General features: G+C 70.5%; 21 protein-coding genes. 13 read left to right on the plus strand and 8 right to left on the minus strand.

The window, feature by feature from the left end; all coding sequences use genetic code 11:
* The first annotated feature begins 69 nt into the window (after positions 1-69).
* The 4 genes from ACYVC6_RS03005 to ACYVC6_RS03020 are packed head-to-tail and all read left to right on the plus strand — an operon-like array spanning position 70 to position 3,785.
* Positions 70-1,182, plus strand: coding sequence for a sensor histidine kinase (locus tag ACYVC6_RS03005; RefSeq protein ID WP_460710821.1), 1,113 nt, complete (start codon positions 70-72; stop codon positions 1,180-1,182).
* Between the two features lie 11 nt (positions 1,183-1,193).
* Complete coding sequence (locus ACYVC6_RS03010; RefSeq protein WP_460710823.1) at positions 1,194-1,919, plus strand: LytR/AlgR family response regulator transcription factor; 726 nt, start codon at positions 1,194-1,196, stop codon at positions 1,917-1,919.
* Positions 1,916-2,296 (plus strand): hypothetical protein, encoded by a 381-nt coding sequence (locus tag ACYVC6_RS03015; protein WP_460710825.1) that lies wholly within the window; start codon positions 1,916-1,918, stop codon positions 2,294-2,296. Before ACYVC6_RS03010 ends, ACYVC6_RS03015 begins: the two co-directional genes overlap by 4 nt.
* Positions 2,297-2,303: 7 nt before the next feature.
* The gene (locus ACYVC6_RS03020; protein WP_460710827.1) at positions 2,304-3,785 is read left to right on the plus strand and encodes a sodium/solute symporter; all 1,482 of its coding nucleotides are present in this window, start codon (positions 2,304-2,306) and stop codon (positions 3,783-3,785) included.
* 3 nt (positions 3,786-3,788) lie between these two features.
* Here the strand turns inward: ACYVC6_RS03020 and ACYVC6_RS03025 are convergent, their stop codons facing one another.
* A complete protein-coding gene (locus ACYVC6_RS03025; RefSeq protein WP_460710829.1) occupies positions 3,789-4,217 on the minus strand; it encodes a hypothetical protein in 429 nt (142 codons plus the stop codon).
* A gap of 314 nt (positions 4,218-4,531) precedes the next feature.
* Here ACYVC6_RS03025 and ACYVC6_RS03030 point away from each other — a divergent pair, with 314 nt between their 5' ends.
* The 3 genes from ACYVC6_RS03030 (at position 4,532) to acs (ending at position 8,724) form a co-directional block, all read left to right on the plus strand.
* On the plus strand, positions 4,532-4,819 hold the full coding sequence (locus ACYVC6_RS03030; protein ID WP_460713297.1) for a DUF4212 domain-containing protein: 288 nt from the start codon (positions 4,532-4,534) through the stop codon (positions 4,817-4,819).
* On the plus strand, positions 4,820-6,553 hold the full coding sequence (locus ACYVC6_RS03035) for a sodium:solute symporter family protein (RefSeq protein ID WP_460710831.1): 1,734 nt from the start codon (positions 4,820-4,822) through the stop codon (positions 6,551-6,553).
* Positions 6,554-6,729: 176 nt separating this feature from the next.
* On the plus strand, positions 6,730-8,724 hold the full coding sequence (acs, locus tag ACYVC6_RS03040; RefSeq protein ID WP_460710833.1) for an acetate--CoA ligase: 1,995 nt from the start codon (positions 6,730-6,732) through the stop codon (positions 8,722-8,724).
* On the opposite strand, the gene ACYVC6_RS03045 is transcribed toward acs, so the two are convergent.
* The gene (locus ACYVC6_RS03045) at positions 8,721-9,362 is read right to left on the minus strand and encodes a TetR/AcrR family transcriptional regulator (protein WP_460710835.1); all 642 of its coding nucleotides are present in this window, start codon (positions 9,360-9,362) and stop codon (positions 8,721-8,723) included. The genes acs and ACYVC6_RS03045 overlap by 4 nt on opposite strands.
* 87 nt (positions 9,363-9,449) lie before the next feature.
* Here ACYVC6_RS03045 and ACYVC6_RS03050 point away from each other — a divergent pair, with 87 nt between their 5' ends.
* Genes ACYVC6_RS03050 through ACYVC6_RS03065 form a run of 4 tightly spaced genes read left to right on the plus strand, consistent with a single transcriptional unit; the run spans position 9,450 to position 12,630 of the window.
* Complete coding sequence (locus ACYVC6_RS03050; RefSeq protein ID WP_460710838.1) at positions 9,450-10,343, plus strand: alpha/beta hydrolase; 894 nt, start codon at positions 9,450-9,452, stop codon at positions 10,341-10,343.
* A complete protein-coding gene (locus tag ACYVC6_RS03055) occupies positions 10,340-10,876 on the plus strand; it encodes a GNAT family N-acetyltransferase (protein ID WP_460710840.1) in 537 nt (178 codons plus the stop codon). Before ACYVC6_RS03050 ends, ACYVC6_RS03055 begins: the two co-directional genes overlap by 4 nt.
* 25 nt (positions 10,877-10,901) lie before the next feature.
* Positions 10,902-12,200, plus strand: a complete 1,299-nt coding sequence (nhaA, locus tag ACYVC6_RS03060; RefSeq protein WP_460710842.1) for a Na+/H+ antiporter NhaA — start codon at positions 10,902-10,904, stop codon at positions 12,198-12,200.
* A 31-nt stretch (positions 12,201-12,231) separates the two neighbouring features.
* Positions 12,232-12,630 (plus strand): phage holin family protein, encoded by a 399-nt coding sequence (locus ACYVC6_RS03065; protein WP_460710844.1) that lies wholly within the window; start codon positions 12,232-12,234, stop codon positions 12,628-12,630.
* An 8-nt stretch (positions 12,631-12,638) separates the two neighbouring features.
* On the opposite strand, the gene ACYVC6_RS03070 is transcribed toward ACYVC6_RS03065, so the two are convergent.
* Genes ACYVC6_RS03070 through ACYVC6_RS03090 form a run of 5 tightly spaced genes read right to left on the minus strand, consistent with a single transcriptional unit; the run spans position 12,639 to position 16,420 of the window.
* On the minus strand, positions 12,639-13,823 hold the full coding sequence (locus ACYVC6_RS03070; protein ID WP_460710846.1) for a MarP family serine protease: 1,185 nt from the start codon (positions 13,821-13,823) through the stop codon (positions 12,639-12,641).
* A 7-nt stretch (positions 13,824-13,830) separates the two neighbouring features.
* Positions 13,831-14,568, minus strand: coding sequence for an NUDIX hydrolase (locus tag ACYVC6_RS03075; RefSeq protein ID WP_460710848.1), 738 nt, complete (start codon positions 14,566-14,568; stop codon positions 13,831-13,833).
* A complete protein-coding gene (locus tag ACYVC6_RS03080) occupies positions 14,565-15,197 on the minus strand; it encodes a TlpA family protein disulfide reductase (protein ID WP_460710850.1) in 633 nt (210 codons plus the stop codon). The genes ACYVC6_RS03075 and ACYVC6_RS03080 overlap by 4 nt, the downstream gene beginning before the upstream one ends.
* The gene (gene nth, locus ACYVC6_RS03085; protein ID WP_460710852.1) at positions 15,194-15,910 is read right to left on the minus strand and encodes an endonuclease III; all 717 of its coding nucleotides are present in this window, start codon (positions 15,908-15,910) and stop codon (positions 15,194-15,196) included. The genes ACYVC6_RS03080 and nth overlap by 4 nt, the downstream gene beginning before the upstream one ends.
* Before the next feature lie 42 nt (positions 15,911-15,952).
* Positions 15,953-16,420 carry a CBS domain-containing protein gene (locus ACYVC6_RS03090; RefSeq protein WP_460710854.1) on the minus strand — a complete coding sequence of 156 codons (468 nt, stop codon included), beginning with the start codon at positions 16,418-16,420 and terminating at the stop codon, positions 15,953-15,955.
* Positions 16,421-16,528: 108 nt separating this feature from the next.
* Here ACYVC6_RS03090 and ACYVC6_RS03095 point away from each other — a divergent pair, with 108 nt between their 5' ends.
* Both ACYVC6_RS03095 and ACYVC6_RS03100 read left to right on the plus strand, forming a co-directional pair.
* On the plus strand, positions 16,529-17,806 hold the full coding sequence (locus ACYVC6_RS03095; RefSeq protein WP_460710856.1) for an ArsB/NhaD family transporter: 1,278 nt from the start codon (positions 16,529-16,531) through the stop codon (positions 17,804-17,806).
* A 130-nt stretch (positions 17,807-17,936) separates the two neighbouring features.
* Positions 17,937-18,614 carry a Crp/Fnr family transcriptional regulator gene (locus ACYVC6_RS03100; RefSeq protein WP_460710858.1) on the plus strand — a complete coding sequence of 226 codons (678 nt, stop codon included), beginning with the start codon at positions 17,937-17,939 and terminating at the stop codon, positions 18,612-18,614.
* Between the two features lie 58 nt (positions 18,615-18,672).
* Here the strand turns inward: ACYVC6_RS03100 and ACYVC6_RS03105 are convergent, their stop codons facing one another.
* Entirely contained in the window at positions 18,673-19,596 is a 924-nt protein-coding gene (locus ACYVC6_RS03105; protein ID WP_460710860.1) for a hypothetical protein, read from the minus strand.
* Between the last annotated feature and the right edge of the window lie 66 nt (positions 19,597-19,662).

The raw sequence follows: 19,662 nt of genomic DNA on the forward strand, positions 1-19,662 counted from the left end.
TCTCACAGCCTCACGCCGCTCACAGGCTCACGGCTCACGGGTCGGGGGAGATTCCGTCATGCTGTGTGCATGCGGCTGTGGCGGAGAACACACCTCGGCTCGGAGGCCGACCGCGCGACCTTCCGGACCCTGCACGCCGCGTCGCTGGCCTCGCCGGCGCTACGGGAGGGCCTCACCAGCGCGACGGCGGAGCGAGCGGTGCGGCACCTGCGCAATCTGCTCGGGACGCCCGCGCTGGCTGTCACCGACACCGAGGACTGCCTCACTTGGGACGGCGAGGGTGACCACCACAGGGCTCAGGTCCGCGGCTTGGTGGCCACGACGGTCGAGAAGGGGCGAACCCAGAGCTTCGGCCGCGGCGACCTGCCGTGCCATGCGACGGGGTGTCCGGTGCGCACGGCGGTGGTGAGCCCCCTGGTCGTGGACGAGCGGATCGTCGGGACGCTGGCCGCGTTCGCGACCTACCCCACGGCGGGGCTGGCGTTGGCAGCGGACGAGACCGCGCAGTGGGTGTCCGGGCAGCTCGAGCTGGCCGAGCTCGACGCCAGCCGCACCCGGCTGATGGAGGCAGAGGTGCGGGCGCTCCGCGCGCAGATCAGCCCGCACTTCATCTACAACTCCCTCAGCGCGATCGCGAGCTTCGTGCGCACCGACCCCGATCGTGCTCGGTCGCTCCTGACGGAGTTCGCCGACTTCACCCGCTACTCGTTCCGGCGGCACGGCGACTTCACGACCCTGACCGAGGAGCTGCGCTCCATCGAGCGCTACCTCCTGCTCGAGCAGGCCCGCTTCGGCGATCGGCTGAGCGTCAAGCTGAGCATCGCGCCGGAGGTCCTACCCGTCGCGGTGCCCTTCCTGTGCATCCAGCCACTGGTCGAGAACGCGGTCCGGCACGGCCTCGAGGGTGCCGCCGGCGGCGGGACGATCACCATCCAGGCCTACGACCGTGGTCACGACTGCCTGATCGAGGTCGAGGACGACGGCGCGGGCGAGGACCCGGAGAAGGTGCGGCGGGCCCTCGCGGGGGAGGAGTCGCTCGACTCCGTCGGGCTCGGCAACGTCGACGCCCGGCTGCGCGCGACGTACGGCGACGACTACGGCCTGGTCGTGGAGACCGCGCCCGGCGCGGGTACCAAGGTCACCGTCCGGGTGCCCAAGTTCGCACCCGGTGTCTCGGCATAGGGGGAGGGGTCATGAGCCGACTGCGCGCGCTGGTCGTCGACGACGAGCGACCAGCGCTGGACGAGCTGAAGTACCTCCTCGACAAGGACCCCCGGATCGGGCAGGTCATCGCGTGCGACTCGGCGACCGACGCGCTGCGCACCCTGCAGGAACGCGAGGTCGACGTGGTCTTCCTCGACATCCAGATGCCCGGACTGAACGGGCTGGAGCTGGCCCACGTGCTCAAGCGGTTCCGCACGCCGCCCCCGGTCGTCTTCGTCACCGCCCACGAGTCGCATGCGGTCGACGCCTTCGAGCTGCACGCGGTCGACTACGTGCTCAAGCCGGTCCGCGCGGAGCGGCTGGCCGAGGCTGTCCGGCGGGTGATCGACGGGGGGGATCGGACACCGGCGCCGGTCGAGGACCTGCAGATCCCCGTCGAGCTCGGCGGGGTCACGCGGTTCGTGGACCGTCGCGACGTGATGTACGTCGAGGCGCGTGGCGACTACGCGCGACTCCACACCGCCGAGGGCAGCCACCTGATCCGGGTGCCCCTCACCACGCTCGAGCAGGAGTGGCGCGACGCGGGGTTCATCCGGATCCATCGCTCGCTGCTGGTCGCGCTCGCCCATGTCACCGAGATGCGGATGGAGTCCGGGCGTTGCACCGTCGCCGTCGGCCCGCGAGACCGGTCGACCGACCTGGTGGTGAGCCGTCGGCACACCCGCGAGCTGCGTGACCTCCTGGGCAAGCGATGAGCGATCACCGCCCGGCCCGGGTGCGGGTCTCCGGCCCGCCGCGCCGCGCCCACGCGCCTCGGGCCCGTACGGGCGACATCGACGAGCAGACCCCGCTCGGCGACGTCTACCTGCGCAGCCTGCTCCGCGCGCAGCTGGGGCTCGCCCTGCGCATCCTCGGCGTGCTCGCGTTGACGGTCGGCAGCCTGCCGCTGCTCTTCCACCTCTTCCCGGACCTGGCGAAGGTGGACGCCGCGGGACTGCCGCTGGCCTGGTTGCTGCTGGGCATCCTGGTCTACCCGTGGCTGATTGTCCTGGGCTGGTGGTTCGTGCGGAGCGTGGAACGCAACGAGCGCGACTTCGCGGTGCTGCTCCACGTGCCGGAGGAGCCCGAGTGAGCACCGAGTGAGCACCGAAGGCGTACCCGGTCTGGTCGCGCTGCTGGTGGTCGGGCTGGCGACCCTCGGCATCGGCACCTACGGGCTGCGGATCTCGCGAACCACGAGCGACTTCTACGTCGCCTCTCGCAGTGTCGGGGCCGGTCTCAACGCCAGCGCCATCGGCGGCGAGTACCTCTCCGCCGCCAGCTTCCTCGGCGTCGCGGCGCTGGTGCTGACCGCCGGTGCGCAGATGCTCTGGTATCCGGTGGGCTGGACCGCCGGCTACCTGGTGCTGCTGGTGCTCGTCGCCGCGCCGCTGAGGAGGAGCGGTGCCTACACACTGCCCGACTTCGCCGAGGCTCGCCTCGGCAGCCCGCGGGTTCGGGCGCTGTGCTCGGTGCTCGTCGTGGCGATCGGTTGGTTGTACCTGCTGCCGCAGTTCCAGGGCGCGGGGCTCACCCTCGCTGCCTCGGTCGACGCGCCCAAGTGGGTCGGTGCGGTGGTCGTCGGTGCGGTCGTGGTCGTCAACGTCAGCAGCGGTGGCATGCGCAGCATCACGTTCGTCCAGGCCTTCCAGTACTGGTTGAAGCTCACCGCGCTGCTGGTGCCGGCCGCGGTTCTGCTCGCGATCTGGGCCGGTGACGGGAGCCCGCACCCGACCGGGGGTGGGGCCGGCTGGTCGATGCCGCTCGGCGAGGGCGGCAAAGGCCTCTACACGACGTACTCGATCGTCCTCGCGACCTTCCTCGGCACCATGGGGCTGCCGCACGTCGTGGTCCGCTTCTACACCAACCCGGACGGGCGGGCCGCCCGTCGGACCACGCTCGTCGTGCTGGCGCTTCTGGGCGTCTTCTACCTGCTGCCGCCGGTCTACGCCGCGCTGGGCCGGGCCTACGGCGCGGAGGCGGACGACACCGTCGTGCTGGAGCTCCCCCGCCTGATGCTCGGCGGTCTTGGAGGCGACCTGCTTACGGGGCTGGTGACCGCGGGCGCGTTCGCGGCGTTCCTCTCCACCTCCTCCGGCCTGACCATCGCGGTCTCCGGTGTGCTCGCGCAGGACGTGCTGGGCGGTCGCTACTCAGGGGTGACCGCGTTCCGCGTGGCCGCAACGGTCGCGGTCGGCGTACCGCTGGCCGCCGCCGTCCTGGCCCCGGACCTCTCCGTCGCTCGCGCTGTGGGTCTGGCCTTCGCGGTGGCCGCCTCGACCTTCTGCCCCCTGCTGGTGCTCGGCATCTGGTGGCGCGGCCTGACGCCGGCGGGCGCGGTGGCCGGGCTGGTGACCGGCGGGATCGGTTCTGGGGCGGGCGTGGCCTGGACGCTCTACGTCCGGGCGCCCGAGTCGTGGCGGGACGTCCTGCTCGGTCAGCCCGCCGCCTGGAGCGTGCCGCTCGCGTTCGCCGCCATGGTCTGCGTATCGCTGCTGACGCGCGGCTCCGTGCCCGGCCACGCGAGCCGGTTCATCGTTCGGCTGCACGCCCCAGAGGTGGTTCCCCTCGATCGGGGGTGAGCCTCAGCCAGTGGGTGCGGGGTCCCGCAGGAGCCTGACCGAGCACGCGGCGGACACCACACCGCCGGCTACCACCATGACCAGACCCGGACCCGGCATCCAGCCGGTGAAACCCACCAGGCCGATGGCGTGCACGACCTGCCACGCCGGGATCCCCAGGGCCACGGCGGCCATGACCGCCGCATGTGCTGCTCCGATGCGGTGGAAGGGGAGCAGCACCGCGGCCAGACCGAGCATGGAGGCGTAGAAGGTCCACAGGCCAGGGCCGAACGCCCCGGACTTCGCGATCCCACCGACGTAGAGCCAGGGGAGGAACGACCCGACCATGATCAGGACCATGCCCAGGATCAGCCTCCGGCGGGCCGGGTGCATGGGGCGACGGGGGCGGGACGACCCGCCGAGCGAGACGCGGTCGGCGCTGGGGCTGGTCATGGACAGACGGTAGACGCGGTCACAGGGTCGCGCACCCCTTCGAGCGCCGACGGACGCACCGCTCGTCGCTCCGCACCATCGGCCCTGACGCGACGAGCGGTCAGTTCCGTACGACGAACGGGTCCTCGGAGCCCCGATGAGTGGCGCCCGATTCCTTGCCGAACCGTTCGCCGAGCCCATCCGGCCACTGGGCGCAAGGTGTGACCGACGCCATAGATGCGTCTTGACCGTGTCCTTGCCGCGTTGCTTGCCTTCGTGGCGGGCGGAGCTCACAACCGGGTGGCTCCGCAGTCGTGACCAACCTGGAGGGTGCCGTGGACGAGCATGAACGCCGAAAGTACTGGCGCTCGAATCTGACCCTGATGTCCGTCCTGCTGGCGATCTGGGCCCTTGTCTCCTTCGGGGCCGGGATCTTCTTCGCCGACGCCTTGAACAACATCGAGATCGGCGGCTTCCCGTTGGGCTTCTGGTTCGCCAACCAGGGATCGATCCTGGTGTTCCTCGCGCTGATCGCGATCTACGTGTGGCGGATGGACAAGCTCGACGAGAGCTACGGCATCGACATCAACGACATCGACGAGTACGAGCAGGGGGCTCACTAGATGACTGCCATCCAGACCTGGACCCTCGTCTTCGTCGTCCTGACGTTCTCGGTCTACATCTACGTCGCCTACGCGAGCCGGGTCTCCACCACGTCCGGCTTCTACGTCGCCGGCGGGGGCATCCCGGCCCCGGCCAACGGTGCCGCGATCGCGGCCGACTGGATGAGCGCCGCGTCGTTCATCTCGATGGCGGGCCTCATCGCGCTCGCCTACAACGGCTACTCCGGCTCTGCGTTCCTGATGGGGTGGACCGGCGGCTACGTCCTGCTCGCGATGCTGCTGGCGCCCTACCTGCGCAAGTTCGGCAAGTTCACGATCCCGGACTTCGTCGGTGACCGCTACAACGAGACCGCCCGGCTCATCGCCGTGGTCTGCGCAATCGTGGTCTCGCTGACCTACGTCGTCGGCCAGATGGCCGGTGTGGGTGTCGTCTTCAGCCGGTTCCTCAGCGTCGACACCACCGTCGGCGTCCTGATCGGCATGGCGATCGTGTTCTTCTACGCCGTGCTCGGCGGCATGAAGGGCATCACCTGGACCCAGGTGTGCCAGTACACCGTGCTGATCGTCGCCTACCTCATCCCCGCGGTGGCGATCTCGACCAAGGTGACCGACATCCCGCTGCCGCAGATCGGGTTCGGCCAGATCCTCGACGAGCTGGAGGTGCTGCAGGCCGAGCTCGGATTCGCCGAGTACACCTCCGCCCTCACCGGCAGCGGCCAGCTCAACATGTTCCTCCTGACGGCCACCCTGATGTTCGGCACGGCAGGCCTCCCGCACGTGATCGTGCGGTTCTACACGGCCAAGAACGTGCGGGCCGCGCGCTACTCGGCACTGTGGGCGCTGTTCTTCATCGCGCTGCTCTACACCACGGCTCCCACCGTCGCGGCGTTCGCGAAGTACAACATCCTCAGCGAGTCGCAGGCCGGCAACCTCGCCGACGCGTCGTGGTTCGACAAGTGGGCCGACGTCGGCCTCATCACGGGCGTCGACGGCGGTGCGGTGACCGACCTCAACGGCAATGGCGCCATCGAGTTCACCGGCGGCGCCGGCAACGAGGTGCTGATCAACAACGACATCCTGGTGCTCGCCTCGCCCGAGATCGGAGGCCTCCCGGCACCGATCGTCGGACTCGTGGCGGCGGGTGGACTGGCGGCAGCGCTCTCGACCGCGTCAGGTCTGCTGCTGGTCATCTCCTCCGCGGTGGCCAACGACGTCTACCACAAGCGGATCAACCGGGAAGCCGACCAGAAGCGGCAGCTCATGGTCGCCCGGGTCTCGATGGCGGTCGCCGTCCTGGCCGCCGGCTATCTCGGGGCCAACCCTCCCGGGTTCGCCGGTCAGGTGGTGGCACTCGCGTTCGGCCTCGCGGCTGCGAGCTTCTTCCCGATCCTGGTGCTGGGCATATTCTGGAAGAAATGCACGGCGGCGGGAGCCGCGACGGGCATGGGGGTCGGACTCGCGGTCACGGTGGCCTACTTCGTCTGGACGCTGCCGTCGGAGTCGGCGTGGTTCTTCCTGGGCAAGGATCCGATCCTGGACATCGCCCCCGTCGGCTTCGGCTTCATCGGGATGCTGATCAACTTCGTGGTGACCATCGTGGTCTCGCAGTTCACCACGAAGCCGACCGCGCTCATGCAGGAGCTGGTGGAGGAGATCCGCTACCCGGGTCGAACCGACCTCGTCGCCAAGCACGCCCACGGCGAGCTGGACGCCCACGGTGGGCAGGCTGTGTAGACACGCTGCGTAGACACGGGGCTCCGGGTAGGACTTCACCCACCCAGGAGGGGAGACCGGGGGGTTGTCGGGGGGCAACCCCCCGGCAACCCTGTCTGGTGGAGGGTCGGTGCAGGCTGACCGTGTCCGGTGTCAGTTTCCAGCGAGGCCCGTGGTGACGAACGAGGAGTGAGTCCGTGAGCGAAGAGACCCTGTCCACTGAGACACTTTCAAACCTGTCCCGTGAGGAGCGGCGGTTCGAGCCGCCGGCCGAGCTGGCCGCCAACGCCAACCTCAAGGAGGAGGCCTACGCGCGGGCTGCGGCCGATCCGGAGGCGTTCTGGGCCGCGCAGGCCGAGCGGCTGGACTGGGCGCAGCGGTGGGACCGCGTCCTGGACTGGGACGACCCGCCGTTCGCCAAGTGGTTCGTGGGCGGCCGGCTCAACGCGGCGTACAACTGCGTGGACCGGCACGTCGCCAACGGGCTCGGCGACCGGGTGGCGATCCACTGGGTCGGCGAGCCGGAGGACGACGCCCGCTCGATCACCTACGCCGAGCTGAAGGACGAGGTCTGCCGGGCCGCCAACGCCCTGACCGACCTCGGTGTGCGCAAGGGCGACCGGGTCGCGATCTATATGCCGATGATCCTGGAGACCGTGGTCGCGATGCTGGCGTGTGCCAGGATCGGCGCCCCGCACACGGTGGTGTTCGGCGGCTTCTCCTCCGACGCGCTCGCGACCCGGGTGGTCGACTGTGGCGTCAAGGTGGTCATCACCGCCGACGGCGGCTACCGGCGCGGCACGGCGTCGGCCCTCAAGCCGGCCGTCGACGAGGCCCGGGGCAAGGTCGCCGAGCAGGGTGGCGCGGTCGAGAAGGTCCTGGTCGTCAGGCGCACCGGACAGGAGGTCGAGTGGGACGACGACGTCGACGTGTGGTGGCACGACACGGTCGACAAGGCCTCGCCCGAGCACGAGTGTGAGTTCTTCGACTCCGAGCACCCGCTCTACGTCATGTACACCTCAGGGTCGACCGGGAAGCCGAAGGGGATCCTGCACACGACGGGGGGCTACCTCACCGGTGCGGCGTACACGCACTGGGCGGTCTTCGACCTCAAGGCTGACACCGACGTCTACTGGTGCACCGCCGACGTGGGCTGGGTCACCGGCCACAGCTACCTCGTCTACGGCCCGCTCGCCAACGCCACCACGCAGGTGCTCTACGAGGGCACGCCGGACAGCCCGGAGAAGGGCCGCTGGTGGAAGATCATCCAGGACTACAAGGTCTCGGTCTTCTACACCGCACCGACCGCGATCCGCTCGTTCATGAAGCAGGGCCGGGAGATCCCGGACAAGTACGACATGACGTCCCTGCGGCTGCTGGGCTCCGTCGGTGAGCCGATCAACCCCGAGGCCTACGTCTGGTACCGCGAGGTCATCGGCGGGGAGCGGACTCCCATTGTCGACACCTGGTGGCAGACCGAGACCGGCATGATCATGATCAGCCCACTGCCGGGCGTCACCCACGGCAAGCCGGGCTCGGCGATGGTCCCGATCCCCGGGGTCTCGGCAGACGTGGTCACCGAGGAGGGCGAGTCGGTGCCCAACGGCTCCGGCGGCTATCTCGTCCTCACCGCGCCCTGGCCCTCGATGCTGCGCACCCTGTGGGGTGACGACCAGCGGTTCAAGGACACCTACTGGTCCAAGTACGCCGACCAGGGCTGGTACTTCGCCGGTGACGGCGCCAAGAAGGACGAGGACGGCGACCTGTGGGTGCTGGGCCGAGTCGACGACGTCATGAACGTCTCCGGGCACCGGCTGTCCACGACCGAGATCGAGTCCGCTCTGGTCTCGCACCCCAAGGTCGCCGAAGCGGCGGTGGTGGGCGCCAAGGACGAGGACACCGGGCAGGCGGTCGTCGCGTTCGTGATCCTGCGCGACGAGGCCGGCGACGGTGGTGAGGACATCGTCTCGGACCTGCGCAAGCACGTCCGCACCCAGATCGGGCCGATCGCCACCCCGCGCCAGATCATGATCGTCCCCGAGCTCCCGAAGACCCGGTCCGGCAAGATCATGCGGCGGCTGCTCAAGGACGTCGCCGAGCACCGTGAGGTCGGCGACGTGACCACCCTGGCCGACGGCTCGGTGATGGACCTGATCTCCGCAGGTCTCGACAAGGGCAAGGGCGAGGACTAGCTCCCCGCGGGCACCGTCGCGACCGACTCGAGGCGCTCGGCCATCGATCGGGCGGCCCGCTCGTAGACGTCGGCGCGGCCGAGCAGCGAGCGCAGGTTGGCCGAGTCGAGATAGGCGTCGAGCTCGAACGCGAGCTGGGCGGCGTCGACGGTGGGGTCGATCTCCCCGGCGGCCTGCGCCTCCTCGATCGAGGTGGCGATCAGGCTGAGCCACTCGTCGTCGACGACGGCCAAGGCGTCCCGGATCTCGCCGGGGCGCGCGGCGTACTCGTGCATCGCCCGGGCGAAGAAGCAGCCACCTGGGAACCGGCGGTCGCTGGAGTAGGCCAGCCAGGCCTCGAGCAGCGCCCGCACCCGGACGATGCCCCGGGTGTTCACCATCGCCGGCTCGAGCACGGTCGTCGCGAAGATCGCTCGGGCTGCCCGGATGGTCGAGAGCTGAAGCTCCTCCTTGGAGCCGAAGTGCCCGATCAGGCCGCTCTTGCTGATCTCGAGCTCGCCGGCCAACCGCCCGATGGAGAGGCCGTCCAGCCCGTCGACGGAGGCGATGTCGACGGCGCGGGCCAGCACCGCGCGCCGGGTGCGGTCGCCGCGGCGGATCCGGCCGTCGCGCGGCTCCTGCTCGTCCTGCTTGCTCATGTGGCCTACAGCCTAAATCGGTTGGCTACGTTGGGAAACAAATAGTACGATCGTTCGTATTGTTTTCCAACCGCAGGGAGCTCCGCAATGACCCACACCCACACCCACACCCACACCCACGCCCACCCGGCCACCCCGACCGGACTCGCGGCCGGCATCGGCGCCACCCTCGACGTGGTCGCCCGGATCGCGCCCCGGCTGGCCGGTTCTGCCGCGCTCGAGCTGTGGCGTCGTCCGGGACGTCCGGCGCTGGTGGGTCCGGACGAGCGCGCCGTGCTGGGCGCGGCTCGGATCGGTGTGGCCGGCCGTGCCGGGCACCCGGTGGTCACCTACCGATGGGGGGACGGTGCCCGGCCGGTGCTGCTCGTGCACGGCTGGGCGTCCCGGGCCTCGCGCTTCGCGGACTTCGTGACTGCTCTGGTGGCCGACGGCTGGAGTCCCATGGCCTACGACGCCTGGGCGCACGGCGCCACTCGCGGTCCCGCGCGGACGATCCCCGAGCACCACGTCGTGATCACCGAGCTGGCCGAGCGTCACGGCCCTTTCGAGGGCGTAGTCGCCCACTCCTTCGGGGTCCCGGTGTCGCTCTACGCCGCCCGGCACGGCCTCGCGGCCGATCGGCTGGTCGCCATCAGCGGGGTGGGGGACTTCGGGTCGCTGGTCGACACGTTCTGCCGGCGGATCGGCGCCGGGGCGGCCGTCAACCGAGAGCTGCGGCGAGCCATCGAGCGCCGGTGGTTCGACGGCGACACCGGGATCTGGGACCGGTTCTCCGCGCACCCGGCCCCCGGTCGGGACATCCTCGTCGTGCACGACACCGGCGACCGGGTCGTGGATCGCGGGCAGGCCGACCTGGTGACGGCGGCGTACGGCCCGCGCGCGACCCTGCTCGAGACGAGCGGTCTGGGGCACGGGCGGATCCTGCGCGACCCCGGCGTCATCGCCGCGTCCGTCGGCTTCCTGGGCGGGCGGGCGTCGTGAGTCACGTGGCCTACCGGCCCGGCTCCACCCGCGACCGGGCTGCGCTCCAAAGTCTGCTGGCCGGTCTCTCCGAGGACTCCGCCTACGCCCGCTTCCAGACCGCACTCGGCGCCGGGCCGTCACCCGCGCTCGTCGACGCCCTGCTGCCCGACGGCGTGCGCGGTGGGACGTTGTTGGCGTGGGACGCCGAACGACTCGTCGCCCACGGCGTATGGGTGCGGCTCGGCCCGTCCCGGGCGGCCGAGGTCGCGGTCGTGGTGACGGACAGCCACCAGCGCCGGGGCATCGGCACCGAGCTGGCCCATCGACTGATCGCCACCGCCGGCACCCGTGGGATCGAGCGGATCGAGGTGTTCAGCGAGTCCCGCAACCGTGCGGTGTCGCGGATGGTCGCGCGACAGGCACCGGACGCCGAACGCGAGCGCGACGGTGCGACGGTGAGCTACGCGTTCCCGGTCGGCGGCCGCACCGGCGGCGCGTGGAGGGCGCCGGTAGCCTGGGAGGTGGAGCGCCGGGAAGCCTGGTCGGCATGATGTCGTCGACCCCGGGAGTGCCCTCGTGCAGCAGCCAACCCCTGATCGTTCGCGCCTGTTCGCGCGCGGGACGTTCCCCGAGGCATCGCGGGTGGCGGAGATCCTGCGTGCGGAGACGACGGGCGGACTGCTGCTCATCGTGGCCGCGGCCGTCGCCCTGGTCTGGGCCAACACCCCGGCTTCCGAGGTCTACCTCGACCTGCGTGACCTGGTCGTCGGTCCGGAGGCACTGCACCTCGACCTGACCCTGGCGACGTGGGCCGCCGATGGGCTGCTGGCGGTCTTCTTCTTCGTGGCCGGCCTGGAGCTCAAGCGCGAGTTCGTCGCCGGCGACCTGCGCGACCCCCGACGCGCGGCGCTGCCGGTCGTCGCGGCGGTCGGAGGGATGGTCGTGCCGGCCCTGTTCTACGTCGCCATCGCGGCCTACGGCGACGGCTCGCTGCGCGGCTGGGCGATCCCGACCGCGACCGACATCGCGTTCGCCCTCGCGATCCTGGCGGTCATCAGCACCCACCTTCCGGTGGCCCTGCGGACCTTCCTGCTCACCCTGGCCGTCGTCGACGACCTCCTGGCGATCACGGTGATCGCGGTCTTCTACACCGAGTCCCTCGACCTGGCGTTCCTGGCGCTCGCCGCGCTGCCGACGCTGGCGTTCGGGGTGCTGGTGCAGCGGCGGGTCTTCTCGCCCTGGCTACTCCTGCCGCTCGCCTTCGCGACCTGGACCCTGGTCCACGAGTCCGGGGTGCACGCCACGGTGGCCGGCGTCCTGCTGGCCTTCACGATCCCCGTGCGGGCCCGTGACGGCGACGAGGGCCCCGGCCCCGCCGAGGCGGTGGAGCACCGGGTGCGCCCGGTCTCCGCCGCGTTCGCCGTACCGGTCTTCGCCTTCTTCGCCTCTGGGGTCGTCATCGGCGGCCTCCACGGTCTCCGGGAGGCGCTGTCGGACCCCGTGGCGCTCGGCGTCGTCGCGGGACTGGTCGTGGGCAAGACCCTGGGTGTCGCGGGGTCCACCTGGCTCCTGCACACCTTCACCCACGCGGACCTGGACGACGACCTGTCCTGGGTCGACGTGATCGGGCTGTCGATGCTCGCCGGCGTCGGCTTCACGGTCTCGCTGCTGATCGGTGAGCTGGCCTTCGAGCGCTCGGCCGAGCACGACCACGTTGTGGTCGCGGTCCTGGTGGGGTCAATGCTGGCCGGCCTCATGGCCGCCTCGGTTCTCCGGGCCCGCAACCGGGTCTACCGACGGATCTGTGAGGCCGAGGAGCGGGACGACGACCACGACGGGATACCGGACGTATACCGGGTCGAAGACCCCTCCTGACCGCCGGCCGCCCTTGGGTACTGTCCTGTGCGTGAGCTCCGAGCGGCCCAGCCCTGACGACCCGACGATCGGCCGGCTCGTCGCCGACGCCAGTCGCGACATCTCCTCGCTGATCACCAAGGAGATCGAGCTCGCCAAGACCGAGCTCAAGGTGAGCGTCACGGCCGGCGGGATGGGCATCGCGCTGTTCGCCGGCGCCGCGTTCATCGCCCTGCTCGGCGTCATCATGCTGTCGGTCGCGATCGCCTACTTCATCCACTGGGCCGGGCTGGGCCTGCACTGGTCGTTCCTGATCGTGTTCGGCCTCTACATCCTGCTCGCCGGGCTGCTGGGGTTCCTCGGCTACCGCAAGGTCAAGCAGGTCAAGGCACCGGAGCGGGCGATCGAGCAGGGCAAGGAGATCCCGAAGGCTCTGAAGGGTCAGGCGTAGCGGCTACCTCAGCCGGCGCAGTCCCCGGTCGACACCGCGTCCTCGCTGGTGACGCCCAGGGCGGCCGCCTGGGCGACCTGGGCCGCGGTCAGCGCGTAGCCGGTGTCTTCGTCGGTGACCGAGGCCGCGAACACCACGCCGACGGCCTCGCCGGCCGAGCTGACGATCGGGCCGCCGGAGTTGCCGGGCCGCACCAGCCCGCGCAACGAGTAGACCTCACGGATGACCTTGCCGTCGCCGTAGATGTCGGGCGAGCTCAGCCGCTGCTCGTCGCGGATCCGCCCGGCGCGTACGTCGAACGGCCCGTCCTCGGGATAACCGAGGATCGCGACGGAGTCGCGGGACTTCGCCGGCGTCGCCGGGTCGTTGAAGGGCAGCAGCGGCAGCGAGCCGCTGTCGAGCTCGAGGATGGCGATGTCGAGCTCCGGGTCGTATTCGACGACGGTCGCCGGCACGTTGTCGTCACCCACGACCACCTCCGGGTCGTCCACACCGGCGACGACGTGCGCGTTCGTCATCAGCCGGTCCTGGGCGTAGAGGAAGCCCGTGCCCTCCACCCCACGGCCGCAGTCGTTGGTGCCGCGCACCTTGAGCACCGACTCGCCTGCCCGGACGACGTCGGGGTCGCTCTTCATCCGCTTGTCCCCAGGGCTCACCTCGACGATCCGCTCGGGTGAGAACGGCTCGAGATAGCGCGGGAAGAAGGTCGTGCCGACGACGTCGTTGAAGGCCTCGAGGAACTGGCCCGCGGCGGCCGGCATCACCTCGTTGACCTGGGCCAGCACCGCGGAGCTGCGGACCGGTCCGGTGATCCCGCCGATCCGGGAGCCGGAGACTGCCACCCCCAGGGCCCAGGCGACGACAAGGACGGCCGCGGCGCTGAGGGCGGCACCGCCGACCGCGTCGATGGCGCGCGCGGGCTGCCAGGTGATCCGGTCGCGGATCCGGGCACCGACGAACTGGAGCAGTCCTTGGCCGAGGGAGGCCGCCAGGATCACGATGAAGAGCGCCCCAAGGGAGACCAGGAGCGAGGGCTGGGCGTCGCCGAGGGCGATCGGGGCCAGCCAGACGCCGAGCAGCCCGCCGAGCAGGAGTCCGGAGGTGGCGAAGGCGCCGGTGACGAACCCCTGCCAGTAGCCGGACAGGGCGTAGGCCAGGACCACCGCGACGAGGATCCAGTCGAGGACGTTCATCGCGGCGTCACGTGCGCCGCTTGAGGAAGTCGGTGTTGGGCTTGGGCAGGTCCTCGAGATCCTCGGCGCTCATGACCCGTCGGCCGACCAGCATGTAGTCGGGCAGCTCCTGCACGGGTGCGTCGGGCAGGTCCTCGATCCAGCCGAGGTATTCGAAGAGCCGGGCGATCACCCCGGCGGTGAACCCCCAGCAGATGACGTCGTGGTCGTCGCCGATCAGGAACCCCGGGCTGCGCCAGCCCGGCACCGGACCCTGGACCGTGATCCGGTGGGTGGGGTCGCGCAGCTCGGAGAGCGGGGCCCGGTAGACGGCGTGCACCTCGTCGGGGGAGACCACGCTCACGACGCTGGACTCCCGCCACCACCCCAGCACCGGGATCACCGAGAACCCGCTCGGCGGCAGCCACAGCGGCGGCAGCTCGGCGAAGACGTCGACTCCGTCGGGGTCGAGGCCCGTCTCCTCCCAGGCCTCTCGCAGCGCGGTCTGCTCCGGGGTCTCGCCGGCGTCGATGGTGCCGCCGGGGAACGAGACCTGCCCGGGATGGGAGCGCATGGTGTGGCTGCGCTCGGTGAGGAGCAGGTCGGGCCCGTGGTCGGGGTGCTCGCCGAAGAGGATCAGCACCGCCGACTCCCGGGTCTCCTCGTCCTCGGGTGGCATGAAGCGGGTGAGGTCGTGGACGGTGATCGAGCGGGCCGCGTCCTCGACGGGACGCAGCCAGTCGGGGAGTCCAGGGTGCCGGGTCACAGGCTCACCCCGAGGTGCTCCTCGACCAGGGACTCGAGCTCGTCGGCGGACTCCACGGCTCCGAACTTCTCATAGGTGATCTGCCCGTCCGTGTCGACGAAGGCCAGGTAGGGATAGCCGCGCACCCGGGAGAACGTGTCCGTGTCCTGGAGGTCGCCGCCCGGGTCCGCGAGCTGCGGGTAGGTCACGCCGCGCTCGTCGAGCTGCTCGAGCGCGGTGCCTGGGAACACGTCGGTCGAGTCGATGCCCAGCACGGCCACCCGGTCGCCGTACGCCTCGTGGAAGCCCTGCAGGATCGGCATCTCCTTCTCACAGGCCGTGCAGGCCGACTGCCAGATGTTGATCACCATCGGGCCGCGCAGCGAGGAGAGGTCGACGGCCGGACCGCCGCCCAGGCAGGCGACCTCCACGGCGGGCAGCGCGCCGCCGCCGGGGCCCGGCTCGCAGTCCTCGATCCCGGCCGCGGCCTTGAGCTGGCGCAGCTCGGGGGTGTCGACCTTCACTGAGGACGGCGGCGGCCCATCCGGCGGCGGGAGCATGTCGGCCTTGTCATCGTCCCCTCCGCAGGACGACAGGGAGCTAGCGAGCAGGGCCACCAGCGCCGCTGTGGCCCAAGTGGTGCGTCTCATGCGCGCCCCTCGGTCCGGAGCAGCTTGGCCGCGGTCTCGGGGTCGGTCGGGCCGGCGCCGTAGGACGGGCACCACTTGGCGACCGGGCAGGCACCGCAGGCCGGCTTCTGGGCATGGCAGCACCGGCGGCCGTGCCAGATCAGGTGGTGGCTGAGCATCACCCAGTCGCGCTTGGGGAACAGCGCCCCCACCGCGTGCTCGGCCTTGACCGGGTCGGTCTCCTCGGTCCAGCCGAACCGGCGGGCGAGCCGGCCGAAGTGGGTGTCCACGGTGATGCCGGGGATGCCGAAGGCGTTGCCGAGCACCACGTTGGCGGTCTTGCGACCTACGCCCGGGAGCTCGACGAGGTCCTTGAGCCGGGGCGGCACCTGGCCGTCGTGCCGCTCGACCAAGGCGGCGCTGAGCTTGAGCAGCGACTCGGTCTTGGCGCGGAAGAACCCCAGCGGGCCGATGATCCCCTCCAGGGTCTCCCGGTCGGCCGCGGCCATGGCGGCCGCGTCGGGAAAGGCGGCGAACAGCGTGGGCCGGACGGCGTTGACTCGCTTGTCGGTGGTCTGCGCGCTCAGCACGGTGACCACGAGCAGCTCGAAGGGGTTGTCGAAGTCGAGCTCGCACCTGGCGTCCGGGTAGGTCTCGGCGAGGACGCGGTCGATCCGGCGCGCCTGCCGCACCAGCCCGGTGCGGGTAGGTGGAACTGCGGCAGCGCGGGGCACGCGGAAAGGATAGGCGGCGGTGCCGACGCGCCAGCGTGTGTGTCAGTCGGCCTTGGCGGCCGGGAGGAGCCGGCCCAGGAGGTCGTAGATGCTCACGGCGCCCAGCAGCGCGGCGCCCTTGCCCTTGCCGTCGAGCACCGCGACCAACGGCGAGCGGTTGGCGGCCATCATCGCCGCCAGCTCCAGGACGGTGTCGTCGTCGTTGGCCACCGGGAGAGCCGGGCGGTCCTTGGGAACGAGCTCCGCGACGGTGTGGTCGGCGAGCCGGTCGCTGATCGTGTCGGCGAACTTCTCGTCCAGCACCCGGGCCAGCGCCGGGTCGTCCTGGACGTAGGTCGGGACCAGCGCCCGCAGCACCTGTGAACCGGGGAGCACGGCGACGGGGTGGTTGTTCTCGTCGACGACGATCAGCCCGGGGCGGTTGTGCTCGGTCAGCAGGCGAGCGGCGGTGAGCGCATCGGTCTGCATCTGGACCGTGGGATAAGGGACGGCGAGGTCGCGGGCCTTCACGTCCCGAGCCTAGCCTCGCGTCAACAGCGATCCCGCGGCCACTAGGGTGGGCACCGGTGTGCCGGGAAGTCTGGTCGGCGTCGTCGTCGTCGACCCGATCGGAGCTCCGTGGACGCCTTCCTGGCCGTCGCCGTGTTCGCAGGCGCCTACATCTTCCTCGTGGCCGACCGGGTGCACCGCACCAAAGTGGCGCTGGTCGGCGCCGGTCTGGTGCTGCTGCTGCACATCAGCGACGCGGAGGCCGCCTTCTTCGACGAGGAGAGCGGGATCGAGTGGAACGTCATCTTCCTGCTCCTCGGGATGATGGTGATCGTCTCGGTGATGCGGCAGACCGGCGTCTTCGAGTACCTCGCGATCCTGGCCGCCAAGCGCTCCCGGGGCCGGCCCTACCGGCTGATGGTGATGCTGTGCGTGCTGACCGCGGTGGCCTCAGCGGTGCTGGACAACGTCACGACCGTCCTGCTGATCGCGCCGGTCACCTTCCTGGTCTGCGAGCGGCTGGGGCTGCGGCCGGTTCCCTTCCTGATCGCCGAGGTGCTCGCCTCCAACATCGGCGGCGCAGCCACGCTGGTGGGTGACCCACCCAACATCATCATCGCGAGCCGGGCAGACCTGACGTTCAACGACTTCCTGATCAACATGGCCCCATGGGTCGTCGTGCTCATGGTCGTCTTCTGCCTGATGTGCCGGGTCCTCTTCCGCTCGGCGTTCGTCTACGACGAGGAGCGGGCCGAATCGGTCATGGCGCTGGACGAGCGGGAAGCCATCAAGGACACGCGCCTACTCGTCAAGTCGCTGGCGGTGCTCGCCGTCGTCGTCGCTGCCTTCGTGTTGCACCCGGTGTTGCACTACGAGCCCTCGGTGGTGGCGCTGCTGGGGGCGGGTCTGCTGCTCCTGGTCACCGATGTGGAGCTCAGTGACGCCCTCAGCGAGGTCGAGTGGCCGACGCTGGTGTTCTTCGGTGGCCTCTTCATCATGGTCGGTGGCCTGGTCAAGTCGGGAGTCATCGGCGACCTGTCCACCAGCCTCGCCGAGGCGACCGACGGCCGGCTGGGGCTCGCCTCGATGGTGCTGCTCTTCGGATCGGCGGTGCTGTCGGCGATCGTGGACAACATCCCCTACGTCGCCACCATGTCCCCGGTCGTCGTGGGTCTGGTGCCCACCATGCCCGGCAACGGAGAGGCACTGTGGTGGTCGCTGGCCTTCGGTGCCGACCTGGGCGGCAACGCCACGGCCATCGGGGCCTCTGCCAACGTGGTGATGCTCGGCCTGGCGGAGCGGGCCGGCCACCGGATCGGGTTCTGGGAGTTCACGAAGTACGGCCTGGTCGTCACCGTGGTCACGGTCGGGCTGACAGCGCCCTACCTCGCCCTGCGCTACCTCTGACGTCCCGCTCGGACGTCCGCTCTCGGCAGGTCTGGTGCCTGTGACCCATTCCACTGGTTAGGATTCTCGCGGTGTCCGGTCGCCGGCGCCTGAGTGGCGCTGCCCGAGCGCGCAGTCGAGAGGAAAAGCCGTGGACAACGACGTACTCCGTCAGGCGCCGCTGTTCAGCGCCCTCGACGACGAGGCGGCCACAGCACTGCGGTCGTCGATGGCCGAGAGCCGCCTGCGGCGCGGCGACGTGCTGTTCCACGAGGGCGACACCGGTGACAAGCTCTACGTCGTGCTCGACGGCAAGGTCAAGCTCGGGCGCACGTCGTCCGACGGCCGGGAGAACCTGCTGGCGATCCTGGGCCCGGGCCAGATGTTCGGTGAGCTGTCGCTGTTCGACCCCGGCCCGCGGTCGGCCACCGTCACCGCGGTGACCGACTCGACGTTCGCCTCGCTCTCCCACGAGGACCTGCTGCGCTGGCTCGAGGGCCGCCCCGTCGTCGCCCGCGGCCTGCTCGCCCAGCTGGCCGGCCGGCTGCGCAAGGCCAACGACGTCGTTGCCGACCTGGTGTTCTCCGACGTCCCCGGTCGGGTCGCCAAGGCGCTCCTCGACCTCGCGGACCGGTTCGGCCGCACCGCCGACGACGGCGTGCACGTCCATCACGACCTCACCCAGGAGGAGCTGGCCCAGCTGGTCGGCGCCTCCCGCGAGACCGTCAACAAGGCGCTGGCCGACTTCGCCTCCCGCGGCTGGCTGCGCCTGGAGCCGCGCTCGGTCGTGATCATGGACGTCGAGCGCCTGGCCCGCCGGGCCCGTTGACTCGGGACATCCTGTCCGTCGAGTCATGACTTCCTGACCCTTGAGTCGGGGGAACCCGTCACCAGCGCCGGTTGCTGTATCCCGGCCGTAGTGCCTGGCGCAGCTCGGCGAGCCACCGGTCGCGCGCCTGGCCCGTGAAGTCGCCGCGGCGCACGACGATGACGGTCCAGCCGTTGTCGCGCAGCCAGCCGCGCCGGGTTTCGTCGTCCTCCCGCTGCTCGGGTGTCTTCAGGTGCCATTCCTCGCCGTCGTACTCGACGCAGACCCGCAGGTGGGGATAGGCGAAGTCGAGACGGAAGGTCGGGACTCCGTCGATGTGGATCCAGTACTGCGGCTTGGGGCACGGCAGGGTCGCGTCGTGGATCTCCAGGAGCACCCAGGACTCGCGCTCGGACTCCACGCGCGGTTCGACGATCTGCACCAGCGGGCGCAGCTGGCGCACACCGCGACGGCGCCGGAAGCGCGGCAGAGAGGCGAGATAGTCCTCGCGGGTCAAGCCATGCCGTGCTGCCATGGCGTTGAGCGCAGCGTAAGCCTCGCGACGCCGAAGGCAGCAGCCGAGGTCAAGGACTGTGCGGAGGGGGGTGGTGACACTGACGCCATGCACCGTGGTGATGTCCTCCGGGCGGAGGTCACGGGTGCGTCCGTCCACCCCGCTGATCGCCGTGGGCTCGTGTCCGCGCAGTGCACAGGTCTCGACGACCGGCACCAGGTCGCGCTCGCCCCACACGAAGACGTCGACTTCGTGGAGCCAGGCCGCGGTGCGACCAGAGACGACGTGGTGTGGACGAACCACCCGCGCGACCGCACGCGCATGCATCTCGATGGTGTCCGGAGTCTCCGCCGACACGAAGACTCCGCGGACGACCTGTCGTACGTCGCCTGCTCTGACGGCTCGACGCAGCCGTCCCTCTGGGATCTGGAGCGCGCGAAGGTCCGCCGGGGTGAACGGATGGTCGGGCCAGCTGGGCAGCAGATTCATGCCGACACGGTGCTGGCCACGCCGGGTTACCGCAGCCAGCAGCTACCCGGCCTGTGGAGAGACCGC

The organism is Nocardioides dilutus (assembly GCF_054779555.1).

What these genes read in the sequence shown, in the direction of transcription:
- ACYVC6_RS03025 (WP_460710829.1), bottom strand. Translation starts at nt 4,217, where the DNA reads ATGACCAGCCCCAGCGCCGACCGCGTCTCGCTCGGCGGGTCGTCCCGC.
- ACYVC6_RS03070 (WP_460710846.1), bottom strand. Translation starts at nt 13,823, where the DNA reads ATGAACGTCCTCGACTGGATCCTCGTCGCGGTGGTCCTGGCCTACGCC.
- ACYVC6_RS03105 (WP_460710860.1), bottom strand. Translation starts at nt 19,596, where the DNA reads ATGAATCTGCTGCCCAGCTGGCCCGACCATCCGTTCACCCCGGCGGAC.
- ACYVC6_RS03050 (WP_460710838.1), top strand. Translation starts at nt 9,450, where the DNA reads ATGACCCACACCCACACCCACACCCACACCCACGCCCACCCGGCCACC.
- ACYVC6_RS03080 (WP_460710850.1), bottom strand. Translation starts at nt 15,197, where the DNA reads ATGAGACGCACCACTTGGGCCACAGCGGCGCTGGTGGCCCTGCTCGCT.
- ACYVC6_RS03035 (WP_460710831.1), top strand. Translation starts at nt 4,820, where the DNA reads ATGACTGCCATCCAGACCTGGACCCTCGTCTTCGTCGTCCTGACGTTC.
- ACYVC6_RS03010 (WP_460710823.1), top strand. Translation starts at nt 1,194, where the DNA reads ATGAGCCGACTGCGCGCGCTGGTCGTCGACGACGAGCGACCAGCGCTG.
- ACYVC6_RS03005 (WP_460710821.1), top strand. Translation starts at nt 70, where the DNA reads ATGCGGCTGTGGCGGAGAACACACCTCGGCTCGGAGGCCGACCGCGCG.
- ACYVC6_RS03045 (WP_460710835.1), bottom strand. Translation starts at nt 9,362, where the DNA reads ATGAGCAAGCAGGACGAGCAGGAGCCGCGCGACGGCCGGATCCGCCGC.
- ACYVC6_RS03015 (WP_460710825.1), top strand. Translation starts at nt 1,916, where the DNA reads ATGAGCGATCACCGCCCGGCCCGGGTGCGGGTCTCCGGCCCGCCGCGC.